The organism is Pleurocapsa minor HA4230-MV1, assembly GCA_019359095.1.
Lineage (GTDB): Bacteria > Cyanobacteriota > Cyanobacteriia > Cyanobacteriales > Xenococcaceae > Waterburya > Waterburya minor.
This window is the reverse complement of the sequence record JAHHHZ010000020.1, coordinates 246,045-264,761: the sequence shown is the minus strand read 5'-3', so window position 1 is coordinate 264,761 and position 18,717 is coordinate 246,045. Positions and strand designations below refer to the sequence as shown.

Genomic DNA, 18,717 nt, shown 5'->3' with positions numbered 1-18,717 from the left:
ATGCATTCTTAGCAACTAGTAAAAAACGGAGCAATAGACTGGTGTTAGCTGGTCTATTGCCCCTAGCGAATTCTTCAGTAGACATCTTAGCTTATACAAATATGAAACTTCTACATAAGTTACTGAGCATTGGTACTTTAGGATTGATCGTTACTCTGCCTTTAATTAACCAAACTCCCGTCTTGGCAGGTTTTCCACCAGTAACGGAAATTATTGCTCAAGCAGCTCAAAACCCGACAGTTAAGTTAAATTTGATTGCCGAGAAAAAGTCGATTGTCGTCACAACTGGCGGTAAAGAACAGGTGGAGTGGTCTAATTTAGCAGATGATGCAATAGTTAATCCTGGAGATATTTTACGCTACAGCGTTAGTAGTGCGAATACCAGTACAAATATTCCTAAAAATCTCATTATTACTCAGCCGATTCCCCAGCAAATGATCTACCAGCTAGACACAGCTAAGAGTCAGAATCAAGCTGAGGTTACTTATAGCACCGACAATGGTAAAACTTTTGTGGCGAAACCAGTCATTAAAGTTAAAACAGAAAACGGTAAAACTATTGAAAAACCTGCTCCCGCAGAAACATATACTCATATTCGCTGGAAATTTGGTTCTCTGCCATCAACAGCAGGAATCACGGCTATGTATCAGGTACAAGTTCAGTAAGCCTTAATTAGCTTTTAGCTTTTTAGATAAGTAGCTAGTAGGTTGGGTTGAAGAATGAAACCCAACATTTATGAGCAATAGATGGGTTGGAATTAGTTTTTTAAACTAACTGGTGGGCAAAAGTATTCTCCAGATTTGTGATCGAGTTAAACTCCTTGCCCACCCTACTATTTTCTTTGTCGATTAATTAATGATGGGGGAGAAGCTGGAAGTAGTGAGTAATAAGTTTTTGACCTACTACTTACTACCTACTACCTATTTGCCCTAAAGGATTCCCTACGGTCACGAAGCTTATCCTTTATGACTACTTACTACCTAGTCCTATCAATTAATACTTGAATGACCATTAATAGCGCCAACAGGTTTTAATTTTTATTTTGACATTTATATCGTCTTGCTCATAGTTTTGCTGATTTTATTAGTAATTATTATGGCAGAGAAATTTTTTGTGAATAAATCTCTATCTCATTCAAAAACTAAACTACATAAAGTATTTTCGACTTTGTGTGGGCAAAAAAGTCTAGCTATTTTAACCAATATTATTGTTTGCTGTGGATTAATTCCTCATAGTATTAAAGCTGCTTCTGCTCAAACTGTTTTAAGCTGTGATGCAGTAGCACCAAATTTACTTGATATTTCTAATAATGCTGTTACTAGTTATACAGATCGAGCTAAGGGCAAAATAAATCGACTTATTTCTAATACCAATAATATATCCGCCAATATTAATAGTGAAACAGAGCAACCTTTAAGATTAGTAAATCAAGGAATTGAAGATTTAAAGGGTAATTCTGTAGTTGGTTTGGGCGCGATCGCTTTTAGTTTAGTTGAACAGTTTAAAAACCAAGGATTAAACGAAAAAGACGCTAATCTTGCCAGTCTTACAGCTATATCTGCCTGGGCTACTTTAGATGCCAAAACTTCCTCGCAGGAAACTGTAGCAGCAATTAAACAAATTCTCAACGATAAAATAAAGGCTGCAAAAACTCAGAAATTAATTGCACAGATACCTGATTCTGATTTATTAACTGCTTTGTCTGGATTACAAGCATCTAATTTAAAAAATTTAGGTTTAACTAATTCAGAGATAGAAATTGCTAGTAAGTCAAAAATATTACCACAAAATGATTTTAGTTTTAGCGAACAAATACGCTCTGCTACAAAATTAATTGCCCAAGAAATTAGCCAGCCAGAAGTTAAAGAACAACTAATTAATGCTCAGAAACAAGCTGAACAAGATCTAACTAATCTCCGTCAAGGCAAGCAGACTTTTATTACTTCAGATAGCACAATACGGTTTAAATTTCGGTTGGATAACCAAAGTAAGCAAGTTACCAAAGTTGTCTTACCAAATGCCCAAGCAATTACCGCCAAAGGTTTAACTGGCTCTGGTAAAGTCACAGGGGTAGTTTATCGTCTAGCTAGTAGTGATGCTCAGGTACAAAGCAAAGATATTACCAAAACAGCCGAAACAGTATCTATTCCAGCGGGTAAGTCTATCGAGTTAGATATTACCGTCAAAGTAGGAAAGGTAGACAAAAAACTAGAGGCGATTACCCTCAATCTTCAGCCTAGTTGTGGCAATTCAACTTCCCAGTCTTTGAATATTTTGCCACCTTTAACGATTAATCCTAACTTAATCGATCCTTTAGGCAAAATTACTGGCTGTGCTGGTCAAATACTACCAGAATATCTCGGTTTTTCTGTAGCTTTGTATGAACCGAATTCTAACGATCCTACTGGTAGCAGTATTAATAACATCACGCCTTTAACTGCCACAGAATTACCAGATGACCCGAATAACAATATACCTAAAGGTATTAAACCTAACACTGAAAACAGCAATCCCTTTTTCTTAGCTAATAGCGATCAAGGTCGATATAGCTTTTTACTGGATGAAGAACGCCAGCAATTAGATTTGGGCGCAACTTATATTTTGGTGGTTAAGCCTCCTGAAAACTCGATTTACGATGAGCGTCGAGTCAAACTAGTAATTGGCGATCGCCAGGGAAATGTTGTTAAATATACAGCCACTTCTCTAGATGGTAAGCCAATTCGGGCTTCGGATGGACTAACGACGATTACAGGAGAAATTATCTTAGTTGAAGATGCGGAACGAGTCGGCCTAGATTTAGCAGTTTTAGACCTAGGAACCAGTGTCTGTGATGCTCAAGAAATCCAGATTACCAAAACAGGCGATCGCGCTTCTGCTCAACCAGGAGATATTGTTCTCTATCGTTTAGCGATTCGTAATCTTGCTTCTGCACCCATTGATAACCTGCAAATTACCGATACTTTACCTGAAGGTTTTCAGTTACAAACAGACAGCATTAAAGCGGAAGTCAAAGAAAAACTGATTCCCGTTACTGCTACTCAAAGCGATTACCCTTCGGGTAGGCTTCGCAATCGCACGGTTAATTTTACTGCTGATATCACTTTAAATACTGAGGAGGTAATTAATCTAGTTTATGCTGCCCAGTTAACCCCCAATGCTTTAAGAGGTTCGGGACAAAATTCAGCCATTGTTAATGCTCAAAGAACCGATAACGATAATCCTGTTCAAGATGGGCCAGCGATTCATAACCTCAGAATTGAACCAGGAATTCTGGAAAATACGGGCATTTTAATTGGTCGAGTATTTGTCGATAAAAACTTTGATGGCGAACAGCAACCAGGAGAGCCTGGGATTCCTGAAGCAGTTATTTTCCTCGAAGATGGCAACCGCGTCATTACTGATGCTGAAGGTCTATTTTCCGTTGCCAATGTCTTGCCTGGCATTCATACAGGAATCCTCGATCTAACTAGTATTCCCGAATATCGCCTTGCTCCTAACCTACGTTTTAGCGAGGGCAATAGCAAATCTCGGCTAGTCAAGTTAGAGCCTGGGGGCATGGTGCGCATGAACTTTGGGGTAACTCCCACTGCTGCGGGTAAAAAAGCTAATTCACGACGAGAAATTACTCCCCAACCAGGGCAAGCAGAGCAAAAGTCAATTAAGTCAACTAGACCCAACTCTGATTCTTAAACAATTTTGCGTTCAAAATGCCGTTAATTATCTTGACCCATGAAGCCAAAAACTAGTTACCCAAAAAAACTATCTCTACCTCTAATCACCTTCATGGCGACGGTTTGTAGTACCATTTTTTATACAGCTTTTACGACCCCAATTGCGATCGCTCAAGTAGGGGCAGTTCGCGAACTGCCCCTACCCCGACAGCGACAGTTAATCGCTCAAGCTTGGTCAGATATTGCTACCGAACAATTGAGCCTGGCAACTCCTACCGTTACTAATAGCCAAGAATCTGCCTCGGATGAATTACTCATTACGCAGTTACTACCCGAAGAGCGACAGTTAATTGCTCAAGTTTGGTCAGATATTGCTACCGAACAATTGAGCTTGGCAACTCCTACCGTTACTAATAGCCAAGAATCTGTCTCGGATGAATTACTGATTACGCAGCTTCTACCTCAAGAGCAACAGTTAATCGCTCAAGTTTGGTCAGATATTGCCACCGAACAATTAAGCTTGGCAACTCCTACCGTTACTAATAGCCAAGAATCTGCCTCAGATGAATTACTGATTACACAGTTACTACCCGAAGAACAACAGTTAATCGCCCAAGTTTGGTCAGATATTGCTACCGAACAATTAAGCCTAGCGACAGGTAATAGCGATCGAGATTTTACAGTTCAACCTGAAGAGCAGCTATTGATTAGTCAACTTGATTTACAACAGCAAAAACTAATTGCTCAAACTTGGTCAAATGTTGAAATTAAGGAGCTTAGTTTAGCATCTCCTGTCGATAAATTTGAGCAGATACCTGCCACAACCAATCCCAATCCGCCTCAGCAAGAAACACCAGTAATTAATCCTCGTAGTCGAGAAGAAATTGCTGCTCGCATTATTTTAAGCAAGGTTCAAATAATCACCCCTGCACCTGGAGTAATTATTAACGGTGAAGCTGATAGTAGTGTAACTATCCAATATCCTGCTAGTACTACTGTCAAACTTGAGGTTAACGGCAAAGAAGTTGCTCATAACCTGATCGCCAATGAACAGCTAGACTTTAAAACTAATTTAATTACTAAAACTTGGTCAGGTACAAAGCTAACAGAGGGCAAAAATCAAGTTAGTGTAATTGCCAGCAAGAGTGGTTTTACTTCTGAGACTAGCCGTGAAGTAATTGTCAAAAAAGACACAGACAATGTACCAAGTGAACCCAGTCAAACCCCAGCAGTTGAATCATCCACCCCAAAGACTAATACTCCCCAGTCAGAGACAGAATCTGAACAAAAACAACCCAACACAGAGCCAAAAACACCAGCAGCAGAAGCTAAACCTCAATCGAGTATATCTGATAAGTTTTCGGGGAATTTAGTCAAAATTTTGACTCCCAAAGCTGATGAAGTGATCGCTAATGTTTCTAGCACGGTTATTATTCAATATCCTGAAGAAGCTTCGGTAATTTTGCAAGTCAACGGACAATCAGTTAATGCTTCTCAAGTAGGACGCACTGAAGTTAGTCCCGTCACAAAATTAGTCACTCAAACCTGGTATGGGGTGGTTTTTAATACAGGATTGAATAATCTTAGTGTTTTAGCTACTACTGATGGCACTAACTATTCAGAAACTGCGATTAAAGTTCATGTTCCTGGTAAACCGAAAAGCCTCAAGGTCAAGACTGTTGAATCTCATATACCAGCCGACGGCAAAAGTATTGCCACAGTTAAAGGACAGTTTCTTGATGAGCAGGGAAAAGTTTCTGTTTGGAATGAGACTGTAACCCTCAACAGCAGTGAGGGAAAATTTGTCGGTGCAGATCTCAACCCAGATCGACCAGGATTCCAGGTAAAATCCCAAAAAGGAGAATTTACGGCTTCTTTGCAGGCTGGTTATGATGCCGAAACTGTTACTGTTCAAGCACAGTCTTCACATTTAGAAGCTTATACGCAAATACAATTTAAAAATACTCTACGAGAACAGCCACTTCTAACAGGATTTGCCAATCTGCGGATTGGTGCTAGAGGCACTGACTATTATGATAATTATCGCGATTTTTTACCTCTAGACGAAGACAATGGTGCCGAGGTTGACTTTAATTCAGCAGCTTTTATTACAGGCAGTTTTGGTAAATGGAGTTATACAGGAGCATTTAATAGCGATCGCCCTTTGAATGAAGATAACAACGGGGAAACTCGCATTTTTCGGACTTACAGTGATTCTGAGTCTGGCTATCCTGTCTACGGTGATAGCTCCACTACGGAAGTAACTACCCCTTCTACTGATAGTGTATATCTGCGTTTGGAAAAAAATTCAGCCATAGAATTTGCCGAACCTGATTACTTTATGTGGGGTGATTATAATACCGAAGAGTTTGCCACTGAATCTCAAGAATTTAGCGCGATTAGTCGTCAGCTACACGGTTTTAAATCTAACTACAATCTCGGTAATTTCCAGCTTAATGCTTTTTATGCCAACAACGCCGAAGGTTTCCAAAGAGATGGAATTGCTCCCGATGGCACATCAGGTTTTTACTTCCTCTCGCGTCGATTACTGATTCCAGGTTCAGAAGATGTCTATCTTGAACTTACTCCCCTCAACGATCCTGGCAATGTGGTTAATCGCGAACGTTTAACTCTGGGGTTAGATTACGAAATTGATTATGACCGAGGTACATTGCTGTTTAAAGATCCTGTTCTACGTACTGCGATCGACGATCGAGGAAATGTTCTGGTTCGCAGAATTATCACTACTTATCAGTTTGAGAGCGAGACAAGAGATTCAACTTTAATCGGAGGTAGAGCGCGGTACCATTTTGACCGCGATTTCGATCGTCCCACCTGGTTGGGAATGAGTTATCTCAATGAAGATCGTGGGGATCTGGATTTTAAACTTTTAGGTTTTGATGCTTATGTTTCCCTGGGTAATTGGGGTAAGATCATCGCCGAATATGCTAATTCTGAGAACCAGACTATCTTTGCTGATGCTAATGGTTCGGCATATCGCTTAGAAGGGGAAGTAAAATTTACCAACAATATTCTAGGACGAGCCTATTACCGTGAGGCAGACGAAGGTTTTGCTAATAATGCTACCCTCAGTTTTGTTCCTGGACAAAAACGCTATGGTGGCGAACTAACGGCGAAAGTCGCTGAGACAACTAATCTACGGTTTTTATATGAACGTCAAGAAAATAACGGTGTTGCTCCCCGTCCTTTAGACGAGTTAGAAGATTTTCTCAATCCTGGGTTCGATCCTGTTCCTGGTAGTCGAGTAGATAACTCAGTTTCCACTATCACCGCAGGGGTTGAACAAAAAATTGGCAAGGCTGATTTAGGCTTAGACTTAACCTGGCGCGATCGCCAAGATAACACGGTTTCGGGTAATTTAAACAGTACCTCTACTCAATTGCGATCGCATTTTTCGATTCCCATCGTTGATAAGCTCAATTTTCATGCTCTAAATGATTTGACTCTTTCTAATAGCACTGATGCACTTTACTCGGATCGCTTTGGTTTGGGTTTGGATTGGGAATTCTATGAAGGTTTAAGTCTGGTCTTTAATCATCAATGGTTCACCAGAGGGGACTTAGCAGGGGAATCACTAACTACTTTCGGGCTTCAGGGAGAATATAATCCTTGGGCAAATGCTACCCTCACTGGCAGATATAACATCACTAACGGTATTGACGGCATTAATAATGTTGGTTCAATTGGCTTACAGCAAAAGTTATCCCTTGCGCCTGGTTTAAATATCGATTTTGACTACGAACATACTTTTGATAGTTCTACTCAAAATAGTGATACTGGAACTCAATTTGCGCAACCCTTTTCTGTCGGTCAGAGTGCTTATTCTCTCAGCTTTGGTTCTGGCTCTACCTACGGAATTGGGATTGAATATACTGACGATCCTGATTTTACTGCGAGTGCTAAATGGCAATATAGCGATGGTTCGGGAGGTAGTAATACAGTTCTTTCCGCTGGAGTCACAGGAAAAGTCTCTGACGCTCTAACTACTCTGTTTGACTACAACCAAGCCAGTTCTGCTAACCAGAAATTTGACATTGGTACTACCAGGCAATTACGTCTTGGTTTAGCTTATCGCGACCCCAAACAAGACAAATTTAACGCTTTATTGCGTTATGAATACGAAGAAAATGGCGGAACTTTACCTGAAACAATTCTCTTGGGCAATGGTACGGGTTCTCAAGAACACCTATTTGCGCTGGAGGGTATTTACGCTCCCAATTGGCGCTGGGAATTCTACGGTAAATATGCCTTTCGTAACAGCAAAACTTTCCTCGCCGATGATTTTGTCGGTAGCAGCAATATCTCTCTAGGACAAATACGCGCCACCTATCGCCTGAATTACCACATCGATTTAGCAGCGGAAGCCCGCATGATTTGGCAACCCTCCGCAGGCTATACCGAATCAGGATTTCTTCTAGAAGCTGGTTATTATCTCACCCCCGAAGTGCGCATATCTGGAGGCTATGTCTTTGGTCGTGCTGACGATGAAGACTTCACTGGTACTCGCTCGGCTGGAGGCCCTTATGTAGGCTTGACGGTTAAGTTAAATAGCCTACTAGATGGCTTTGGGCAACATCAAGCACCCTCTCCTCCAGAGGTTGTCTCTAAGAAGAAGGAGAAGGAGAAATAGGAAATAGGAAATAGGAAGTAACGAGTAACGAGTAAAAAAACAAAGACTAAAACTAATAACTAAAAACTAAAGCCTAGCTATCAGTAATCAGTAATCAGTAATTAATAAAATGAACATTAACAGAGACAAACACAATTTAATACCTAAAGTCCTGTTAACGGTTTTGACTGTTAGTGGTGTAGCAATCTTTTCAGGACAAACTGTTACAGCACAAGCTAACTTCAAATCCTATCGAGTTTTGGTAAATAGCGATCGCGATACTATCAATCCCGATCGACAACTCACCCTTAGAGAGGCTATTAGTTTAGTAAATAATACTTTATCCTTGTCAGAATTAAGCCCTGCTGAACAAAAGCAAGTTACTGTTATTCAAGAATCGAATGCTTCTCGGATTGAATTTGATTTACCTGCACCGATCAAAATTGAGTTACAGAAGCCTCTGCCACCTTTATTAAATTCTGGTTTAGTTATTGACGGTACGACTCATCCTGATTATGACCCTAAGAAGATTGCTACAGTTGAACTTCCGATACCTATTCCTGTAGTTAGTCTGACAGTCGCCGAGGGCAAAAATGTGTTTCGGGGTTTAACTATTTCAGGCGATCGCATTACGGTCAAAGGTTTAAGTATCTACGGTTTCAGCCAACCTAATCAGCCTACGGATACTACCCCAGGTGGAGATATTGTCATTGGTTCTCGTTTACCTGTGAGCGAAGATTTAGCTGCTTTTATCCCCAAAAGTAGTCCTCAAGCTGTGGAAATTGTGGATAACTGGCTGGGTTTACCTCCCGATGAATCTATAACTGAAGTTCCTTCTAGTTTTGGTGTCTGGCTTTTTGATGGAGTCAATACCAAAATTGAACACAACCGTATTGAATATCATGATGGTAGCGCTATTCTCACTTCCGTTGAGGCTCAAAAAACTCAAATTAAAGAAAATATTATTGTTGGGAATGGCTTAGCGGGAATGCCCCACGCTATTTATTTAGAGGGATTAATCGATGATAGTCAAATTAGCGATAATCTGATTTGTGGTAATGACGGTAGTGGTGTGTATCTCTTTAAACCCGAAGGCAATCTAACTATTAACCAAAATACAATCAAATTCAATGGTCGCCGAGTTCCTAGCGCTGCCGTATATCTCATCGGTAACGATCACCAGGTTACTAATAATCAAATAAGTTGGCAGACAGGTACAGGGGTAACAATTACTGCTTATCCCCAAAGCGATCGCAATTTAATTACTAATAATACTTTTAACGATCTAGAAGGTTTAAGTATTGACCTCAACACCAGAGATCGCGAAGGCAGAACTTTCTATCAATTAGGTGATGGCGTTAACCCAGTCCGTAATTCTCGTAACCGCAAACGCGACACTGCTAATAAATCGATTAACGCGCCTCAATTTCTCAGTGAAGACTTTTATCTGATCGACGGCAAAGCCAATATTGATGGAGTCGCCGATCCTGGATCGACAGTAACTTTATATCAGGTGAAGCTAGGTATTCCCAGAGATGTTAAACAACAAAGTCCTCTAGCCAGTCAAAGTCATAATTATGGCCCGTTAAGCGAACCTTTAGCCGAAATAGTTGCGGATCAAGATGGCAAATTTGGTTTTACTTTAGCTAACCCTACACCAGGAACGATCGTAAGTGCGATCGCCACTAAATCAGATTACGGCACCTCAGAACCAGCTTTTAATGCAACCATCCGTGCTTTAGATCGAGCCAAATCGACTATTGAACGAGAGGGTCGGCGGGGTTTCCCCGCCTTGACCAATCGAGTTGTTGAACGTTCTCTAACTCTACCCAACTGCACAACTAAACCTATTGCGGAAGTACTCAACCCCCCTACTCAACCTGAAATCCAGCCAACACCAGAGCCGATCAAATTAAATGTCCCGCGCAATATCCACTTTGCCCTCGATCGAGCGAATATTTCCCTGACTAGCGCCAAAGTCTTAAACCAAATAGCGACTGTCTTAAAACTATATCCCTACATGATGATTGAATTACAAGGACATACCGACTTCCGTGCGAGCGATCGATACAACCTGGATTTAAGTCGTCGTCGTGCTGATGCTACTCGCAACTATCTCTTACAGCAGGGAGTAGATCCTGCCAGAATGTCGATTTTGCCTCTAGGTGAATCTGAGTTAGAAAAACCTGGGAATTCTACGGTAGATCACGCCTATAACCGCAGAGTAGAAGTAATTTTCCGCGATCTTAGGGGTGTAGACATCATTTTTGAGGATCAGGATGCTGATTTGCAACTAGAACGATAACTTACCGTTTGCTCTTATTTCTTCCTTTTAAAAACTTGACAGCTTATTAAATTACTAAACCGTTATGAATTTTTTACAAACACCCCGAAAACTTTATAAGAAATGCAAGTTAAACAAGAGTTTACAAGATATTTTTTTTTGAGTGCGATCGCAGCTCATCTTAATCAAATCACTCTGCTTTAGTTTTCCCTGCCTAAAATCTATCCTCATTTCCCTAGTACAGATCAGTTGAAATAGACCATGAACAATCAGCTAAGTATTCAGAGAAAAGCGTCCTTTCATTTTGGTTTAGTTTTATTCGCATCACTGGGCTTTGCCCTACCCGCGTTAAGCGAAGGATCTCAACAACTCGGTAACGGCACTCAAGGACTTAACGTTTACTTATTTGAGTACAATGCTACAAACGGCTTTGTGCAGGCAAATCAAGGGCCAAGACCCATTAAGGTCAATGTTGAGAACGCCAATCAGGTCATTAATATCTCACTTTGTGGGTGGAGTACCACAGATTTACTCTCAGTTGAGGTTTTCCGCCCATCAGGAACTGAAATTAATTATACAACTCAAGTAGCGGCTGGTTCTCCTGGTGCATTTAATGCTGCTGCTGCTGATGGAGCAGGAGCGTGGCGCGTAGGTACTGGAAATGCCAGAACCACTACTCAAACAACGCTTTGTACTAATCAAAATAAGCCAAGTCAGCCCACTGGTACGCTTTCTAATTCAGTTCGCTTTATTGCACCCGAAGCTGGCACCTATGAAATTCGTCTGTACAATGACACCCTAGCAGCTGGTGATACCAATAATGTTTTCACCTATTTTGATGTTACCGTTACGCCCAATGCCTTGACTAATCCTGACCCAAGAGCAAATAACGGTCAAGTGTGGGCTACCAGTTGGGCATTTAATGCAGGCAATGCCTTTACAACAGCGGGAGCATATGATGCAGACCTTTACATCAGAACACCAGGAGGGCGGACAAATACTGAATTTATTTGGCAACTGGACTTAAATAGATTTGCGCCCCAGAGGCATGAAATTATTGCCAATGGAATTGGTCTTAATGCTCCCAATTCACGAGGAAGTGTTCCAGGTACTACCTCTGGGGCTGCCTATACTAAAAGCTATCCTATTTACCTGTCTCCACCCAATTCATCTTCTTTCATTGCTCCAATCCTTCCAGAGCCTGCACCTGCTTCAGTCTCGAATATAAGTTTTATTGATAATGCAGGACAAGACAATACCATTTCTCCTACAACAACTAGTAGCGTTCAAGATTCAGGGTTTTTTAGATTTAATTCAGATGTAGCTGGTACTTACAAAATTGTCATTGATACCAACCAAAATGGAGTGTTTGGGGCGGGCGATCGCATTTTGTTTGGTTCTACAACTTCAGGTGTAAACGCTGTTGCCTGGGATGGTAGGGGAGATAACAATACAGCGTTAACTCCTGGTTCTTATCCCGCCCAGATTTCTGTCGTGCTGGGTGAATATCACTTTGTCACCTTTGATGCTGAAACAAGTGGTGGCGGTACAAATGACGGGCTGTCTATCTGGAAATGGAATGGTAGTTCGAGGTCGGCTGTCTCAAATTTCTGGGATGATACCAAGATTACCACTCCAGCTGGTGCAACTAAAAACCTAGTGGGTGGTCTTTCTGGAACTGCGGCTGGAACTCATACCTGGGGAAACTTTAACGCAGGCAGTATTGGCGACGGTAATTACCTTGATACCTGGGTTTTCGATACTTCGCAGCCCCAAACAACCAAAGCAATTATTGCCACCTCTGACGCAAACGATTTTGCCGATGCTCCTGATACCTACGGCACAAACAAGGATATTACGGTGGGAGGAATCCCTGCCAGCCACTTGGTTAATTCTAATCTACACTTAGGCGTGAATGCTCCTGACTCTGACTCTGACGGTCAGCCTTCTGTTAATGCAGATGGCGATGACATCAACGGTACAACCCCTGATGATGAAGATGGCGTAATCAGCTTCAGCCCTTTAATCGAGAATGCAACAACTTATTCCGTCACCGTTAAAGTCAAAAATACAACAGGTGCAGCAACTTCTTTAGGGGGCTGGATTGATTTTAATAAGGATGGACAGTTCCAGCCCAGTGAAGGAGTTGTGCAGTCTGTCCCAAATAATACCAACAGCGATGTTACGCTAACTTGGAGTGGATTAAGCGGTTTAACTGCTGGTGATATGTATGCTCGATTCCGTTTAAATAGCGATCCGCTCACAACCAGCGACTTTAATGGAGGAGGGAGAGACGGAGAAGTTGAAGATTATAAGTTAGCGATCCAAGGAGTTGACTATGGTGACGCGCCTAGCTCTTTTGGTAATGCTGGTCATGTTATTCCTACTACGCCTACCTTATATCTAGGTAGTGTTAAACCTGATAAAGAATTAGGAACTCAATTAGGGGCGGATGCGGGGGCAACAGCAGCAGGGGATGACGGTAATGGGACTCCTGATGATGAGGATGCTTTTACAACTTTAGCCAATGTCTCCACTGTCGGCAATTATAATCTTACTGTTCCTGTAACCAATACTAGTGGCGGTGCTGCTACTTTACACGCCTGGGTTGACTTTAATAAGAACGGTAAATTTGAATTAGGAGAGTATAAAAATGCTGCGGTTGCTAATAATAGTACCAATGCGAGCCTAAACTGGGCTATTCCCATTGGAACTCTTCCAGGTAATACTCATGTACGCTTCCGTCTAACTACCGATAACACATTAACAGATAATCCTCTAACTGCCACTATTGATGAGCGTTCTATCGGTAATGCCACAAATGGGGAGGTGGAAGATTATCCAGTATCTATATCTGCATCAGTTTATGATTATGGTGATGCTCCCGATGCGGCTGTTGGTACAGGGACAGGAAATTATCAAACTACCGCCTTGGATGGTGGTGCAGCCCAAGTTAAAATCAATATTGCTGGTCAGGTTTTAAGTTTAGGTAGCAATATTGATACTGACGATGGTAGTTTACAAAATGCTACTGCTCTGGCAGATGATACTAGTGGTACAACTGATGATGAAGATGGAGTAAGCAGTTTTCCCACTTTAACTACTACAGCCAATCAAACCTATACTGTACCCGTCAGTGTACAAAACAATGTTCCCTTGCTGAATGCTCATTTAGTTGGCTATATTGACTTCAACAAAGATGGTGATTTCAACGACACTGGAGAGAAATCAGCGACTGTTACAGTTCCTACTAATAGTACTAACCCCCGAAGTTTTAACGTTACGTTTACGACTCCTGCTGGCATGACTACTGGTAATACCTATGCTCGTTTTCGCTTAGGTAGTGTCCAAGCAACTGCCGAATCAGCTACAGGGGCTTCTCTTAGCACCGATTATGGTGAAATTGAAGATTATCAAATTGCGATCGCTCAAGCACGCGACTATGGGGATGCCCCCGACTCTTATGGTACAAACTCCACCAATAATAGTGGTGAGGGCATAGGTGCCAATCACATTATTACTAACACCATAAAATTGGGTAGTAACCCACCTGATTCGGAAACTGATGCTCAAGCTCCTTTTGATGGCACTGGGGATGGTACAGATGAAGATGCGTTTACTACCTTAGCCAACACCCCTACTATCGGCAATTATGAACTGACTGTGCCTGTTACCAATACTAGTGGTGATAACGTTACTTTACACGGCTGGATTGACTTCGATCAAGACGGTAAATTTGAATCAGGAGAACATAACAGTGTTTCGGTTATTGACGGTGCTACAAGTGCTAACTTGATTTGGGCTGTACCGAGTGGAACTACTCCTGGTAACACCTATGTCCGTTTCCGTCTAACTAGTAGTACTTTAACGGATAACGGGACGACAACTCAAGATGAGCGTTCTATTGGTAATGCTAATGATGGAGAAGTCGAAGATTACAAAATTGCGATCGCAGCTAACGGCAATCCAGACCTCCCCCCAGATTTTTGTCAGACTCCTTCGAGAAATCTACTATTTATTCTGGATGACTCTGGCTCTGTCGCTGACCCTCTTGAAGTTCAACAGCAGCGAGATGCAGTTATGGCAACTCTTAATAGCTTTGTGGCGAAAAACCTGACTGGACAAGCTGCCATAGTGGGGTTTGATGGTGTTGGTAGAACGGTCATTAACTATACCAATATTACCGCTGCTAATCTAGCCACTTTTCAAACTGCTTTAAATACTAATTATGGTGTTCCTGGTGGTGGTACAAACTGGGAAGCAGGTTTTCAAGCAGGTACCGCACTAGGAGTCAACCAGCCAGATGTCGTGTTTTTCTTTACCGATGGAGCGCAAACCAGCGGAGGAAGTCCCACAGACGAAGCCACACAGTTTAAAAATGCTGGCGCACATATCTACGGGATAGGCGTAGATGGATTAACTATAGACAGTGGCTTTAAGCCAATTACAGACGGAGATAATACTGCGGCTTACAACGGGTCAAACGTACTGGAAGCTGACTTTCTTCCCATTACTGATTACAGCACCCTGCAAAATCAGTTTACAAATGCTTTTCTAGCAAACTTATGTCCTGCTGACTTCGGTGATGCTCCCGATACTTACGGTACAGATAATATTGTTGATAACAACAGTAGCACCAATCCTCTAGGGGCAAATCACGCGATCGTTTCTGGATTATTTTTAGGCACAACAGCTCCCGATGCTGATGCCAATGGTTTTGTTGATGGTATTGAGGATAATAGCAATGCTACCGATGATGATGCTCTTACGGGGACAGGGACAGGTAATGGCGATGATGAAAACAACTTTACTCTACCTACCCTAACCGCAGGGGATACCAGCTACACCATTCCTGCCAACAATATTACTGCTACTAACACCACAACACAATCTGCTACCCTTCACGCTTGGATTGATTTTAATAAAGACGGTAAGTTTGAACTAATAGAATATGCTAGTGCAACAGTTAATCAAGGTACTACTGGTGGCAACCCCGCAGCTAATTTAACCTGGAGTGGGATTAGTGTGGGAACAGTAGGTAACACTTACGTTCGTTTGCGTTTAACCAGCGATAATTCGATTAATAATACTACCCCTGGAAATGCTGCCAGTAACGGTGAAGTTGAAGATTATCAAATTGCGATCGCTCAACCCGTAGCATCTAACCCCAAATTACTCCTGGTCAAGCGGATTACAGCTATTAACCCTGGTCAGCCAGACGACGAAATTCAATTCGATAATACTTTTGTTGATGACGCTACTTTAAATGATAACAATTCTAATTGGCCCGATTCTAATAGCGACCCTAGTATCAACAAATATCTACGTGGAGCAATTAATGTTCCTGATGTTAAACCAGGAGATGAAGTAGAATACACTATTTATTTTCTCTCTAATGGTGATGCGGATGCTAAAAATGTCAACATTTGCGATGTTGTGCCAGATAATATGACTTTTAATAAAAACAGTTATGGCACGGAAGTTGGTATTGGTTTGGGATTGAATACAACGAATCCAGCTGACTCTATCAATATATATTTATCGAATTTTATTAAAAATCCCATTAATAATCACCAAGGAAATTTTTATCCCCCAGGTACTAATCCTCCTCTTAACCTGTGTAAAAAACACGATCCTAATGATACCGATAATTTAATTCCTCATACTTTAATTCCTGTTAATGACAGTAGCAATAATCTTTCAGGAGTAGTGTTAATTAAACTAAATACTCCTCTCCCTCCAGCTACAGCTCCAGGAACACCTGCTAATTCTTATGGCTTTATTCGCTTCCGCGCCAAGGTTAAATAGCTCGATAAGCAGCTCACAGAAAACTTTCTAACCACTAACTGCATTTACTGTTAAAAATAATTCTTCGATTAACTTATTGACTGTAATATAGTCATACGTAAAAACGTTATAGCATTTCTCAAATAAGTGAGATACATTAGTTGAAATTCGGAAAGCAAATCTTAAATGAAAGCGTATTCACTCAATTTCAGACAAAAAATTATCGATGTTTATAACAAATATGTTAGTTTTTAGCCGATCATTTATTCATTGTGCAACGCCAATAAAAATTAATAGGTTTTGCGCTCGCTAATAGGAAACATTAATCAATTCTAGACATTTTTTGGCAAGCTCATCTCTCATTGACAGAGTTTCTACATCAATACAGATAAATCCACGACGTTCAACTTCATCTCTCATACATCGATCGTAGAGTAGAGTACGAGCTAAAAACTTTTCAATCAGGTACTGCCGATTTTTGCTTACATTATCAAAATTACTTTCAGCCAAGATTCGACTTCGGAATAATTCCTCACTAGCTGTAAGCCAAATTGCTTTGACAGTATTTTTGTCAACTAAATTCGCTACAAATTTTGGCCATAATGCAGATCCTTCAAGTACAAGGCACTCTCTTGCTAAATCACAGGTATGAGCATGAACTATCGCCTCGATTTGCGGTAAAACATTATTTTGATAGTGGTCTAATACATCTACAAAAAGAGCCTCAACCGATAAAGTTTGATAATGTTGTACTACATGTTCTGGGATAGACTTGACTTTTGTACTCACCCAAGGACGACCAGGATGTCGCGCTAAAGTGTCTGTCGAAAGATAATTCCAACTTAGTTTGGCTGCTAGAGATCGACCAAGAGTCGATTTTCCTACATGGGAAGAGCCACTAATTAAAATCACTCTTGTTTGATTAATTAATTTAGTCACTCAAAAAAATAGGGGCAATAAAAACCCCTACTAAATATTTATTTATTATTCATTGTTCATTGCTCATTGAATTTACATTCCAGGTAAATTCAAACCACTGGTAAGTTCTTCCATGCGCCCACGCATTAAATCTGTAGACTGTTCATAAGCAGACTTCATGGCTACGGAAACAGATGCGGAGAGAGCTTCTGCACCAGCGTTCATAGCTTCGGGGGAAATCTCGACACGACGGGGTTCTTGGTTCCCACTCATGACGACTTTAACTAGTCCATCCTCACTAGTTCCTTCAATTTCCATCTGCTCTAATTCATTTTGGAGTTGTTGCGCTCCTGCCTGTACCTCCTGAGCTTTTTTAAAAGCGTCAGCAAGTTCTTTCATTTTGCCTAGTGGCCCAAATCCTCTTCCTGCCATATCTATTTTGTGTATTTTGTGTATTAGTGACTGCGAAATTAATTAGAAAGATTTAGCATAACTCAAAGATCGCTTAATTCGGTTAATTAGAACTCTCCGAGTAGCTTAACTTCTGGCTCTAAAGATACTGACCAATGATATTCTACTTTTTCTTGAGCATAGCGAATTAACTCAAAGATATCTTTAGCAGTAGCTGCACCACAGTTGAGAATAAAGTTAGCATGACGATGAGCTATTTGCGCATCACCAATTTTGTATCCTTTTAATCCTAGCTGCTCGATCAGATTAGCTGCTGGTTGAGGTTGAGGATTACGGAAAACGCTACCGCAACTGGGAAGGTGATAAGGTTGAGTCGTTTTGCGCTGCGTCCAATTTTGGTTAGACATTTCCATAATTTCAGCCTTGCTATAGCCAGGTTCAAGCTGCATTGTCGCTCTGACTACCAGGCGATCGCCTCTTTGTAAATTAGAGGTACGATAGCTATAAGCTAAATCTTCAGGTTTTAATTCCGCAATTGTGCCATCGGGAGACAAGACAGTCGCGCTGACTAAAATATCCGCCAAACAAGAAGTGTGCGCACCAGCGTTCATTACCACACCTCCCCCCACCGTGCCAGGAATACCCACCGCCCATTCCAGCCCTTTAAGGCCACGTTTAGCAGCTTTCCAAGCTAGTTTAGCGATCGCCTCCCCCGCATCCGCAACCAAAATTCCTGTCTCTGGATTGAACTCATAGCCACGAAAATGTCGAGTTGAAAGGACAAATCCTGGTAAACCGCGATCGCTAATTAGTAAATTTGAACCAGCGCCTAACAAAGTCAAAGGCATATCCTGAGATTGATACCATTCAAAACTTGCTGCCAACTCATCCCAGTTTCTCGGTGCAGCATACCATTGAGCATCACCACCTACTTTATAGGAGGTTTGACCAGCTAGAGATACGCACTTCTGGATTAAATTATCTTTGTTCATTAAGGTGGTTAGTGATTACTAATT

Annotated in this window: 8 protein-coding genes; 5 read left to right on the top strand and 3 right to left on the bottom strand. The window is 41.3% G+C overall.

The window, feature by feature from the left end; all coding sequences use genetic code 11:
* Positions 1-101 precede the first annotated feature (101 nt).
* The 5 genes from KME09_11800 (at position 102) to KME09_11780 (ending at position 16,393) form a co-directional block, all read left to right on the top strand.
* Positions 102-665 (top strand): hypothetical protein, encoded by a 564-nt coding sequence (locus tag KME09_11800; protein ID MBW4534608.1) that lies wholly within the window; start codon positions 102-104, stop codon positions 663-665.
* 430 nt (positions 666-1,095) lie between these two features.
* Positions 1,096-3,690, top strand: a complete 2,595-nt coding sequence (locus KME09_11795; GenBank protein MBW4534607.1) for a DUF11 domain-containing protein — start codon at positions 1,096-1,098, stop codon at positions 3,688-3,690.
* A gap of 39 nt (positions 3,691-3,729) precedes the next feature.
* Entirely contained in the window at positions 3,730-8,322 is a 4,593-nt protein-coding gene (locus tag KME09_11790) for an Ig-like domain-containing protein (protein ID MBW4534606.1), read from the top strand.
* Positions 8,323-8,431: 109 nt separating this feature from the next.
* Complete coding sequence (locus KME09_11785) at positions 8,432-10,606, top strand: OmpA family protein (GenBank protein ID MBW4534605.1); 2,175 nt, start codon at positions 8,432-8,434, stop codon at positions 10,604-10,606.
* Positions 10,607-10,846: 240 nt separating this feature from the next.
* Positions 10,847-16,393 (top strand): VWA domain-containing protein, encoded by a 5,547-nt coding sequence (locus KME09_11780; protein ID MBW4534604.1) that lies wholly within the window; start codon positions 10,847-10,849, stop codon positions 16,391-16,393.
* Positions 16,394-16,681: 288 nt separating this feature from the next.
* Here the strand turns inward: KME09_11780 and KME09_11775 are convergent, their stop codons facing one another.
* The 3 genes from KME09_11775 to murB form a co-directional block, all read right to left on the bottom strand.
* Positions 16,682-17,284, bottom strand: coding sequence for a hypothetical protein (locus KME09_11775; GenBank protein MBW4534603.1), 603 nt, complete (start codon positions 17,282-17,284; stop codon positions 16,682-16,684).
* Between the two features lie 99 nt (positions 17,285-17,383).
* Entirely contained in the window at positions 17,384-17,722 is a 339-nt protein-coding gene (locus KME09_11770) for a YbaB/EbfC family nucleoid-associated protein (GenBank protein MBW4534602.1), read from the bottom strand.
* 86 nt (positions 17,723-17,808) lie between these two features.
* Entirely contained in the window at positions 17,809-18,693 is an 885-nt protein-coding gene (murB, locus tag KME09_11765; GenBank protein MBW4534601.1) for a UDP-N-acetylmuramate dehydrogenase, read from the bottom strand.
* Positions 18,694-18,717: the final 24 nt, after the last annotated feature.

What these genes read in the sequence shown, in the direction of transcription:
- KME09_11800 (MBW4534608.1), top strand. Translation starts at nt 102, where the DNA reads ATGAAACTTCTACATAAGTTACTGAGCATTGGTACTTTAGGATTGATC.
- KME09_11795 (MBW4534607.1), top strand. Translation starts at nt 1,096, where the DNA reads ATGGCAGAGAAATTTTTTGTGAATAAATCTCTATCTCATTCAAAAACT.
- KME09_11790 (MBW4534606.1), top strand. Translation starts at nt 3,730, where the DNA reads ATGAAGCCAAAAACTAGTTACCCAAAAAAACTATCTCTACCTCTAATC.
- KME09_11785 (MBW4534605.1), top strand. Translation starts at nt 8,432, where the DNA reads ATGAACATTAACAGAGACAAACACAATTTAATACCTAAAGTCCTGTTA.
- KME09_11780 (MBW4534604.1), top strand. Translation starts at nt 10,847, where the DNA reads ATGAACAATCAGCTAAGTATTCAGAGAAAAGCGTCCTTTCATTTTGGT.
- KME09_11770 (MBW4534602.1), bottom strand. Translation starts at nt 17,722, where the DNA reads ATGGCAGGAAGAGGATTTGGGCCACTAGGCAAAATGAAAGAACTTGCT.
- murB (MBW4534601.1), bottom strand. Translation starts at nt 18,693, where the DNA reads ATGAACAAAGATAATTTAATCCAGAAGTGCGTATCTCTAGCTGGTCAA.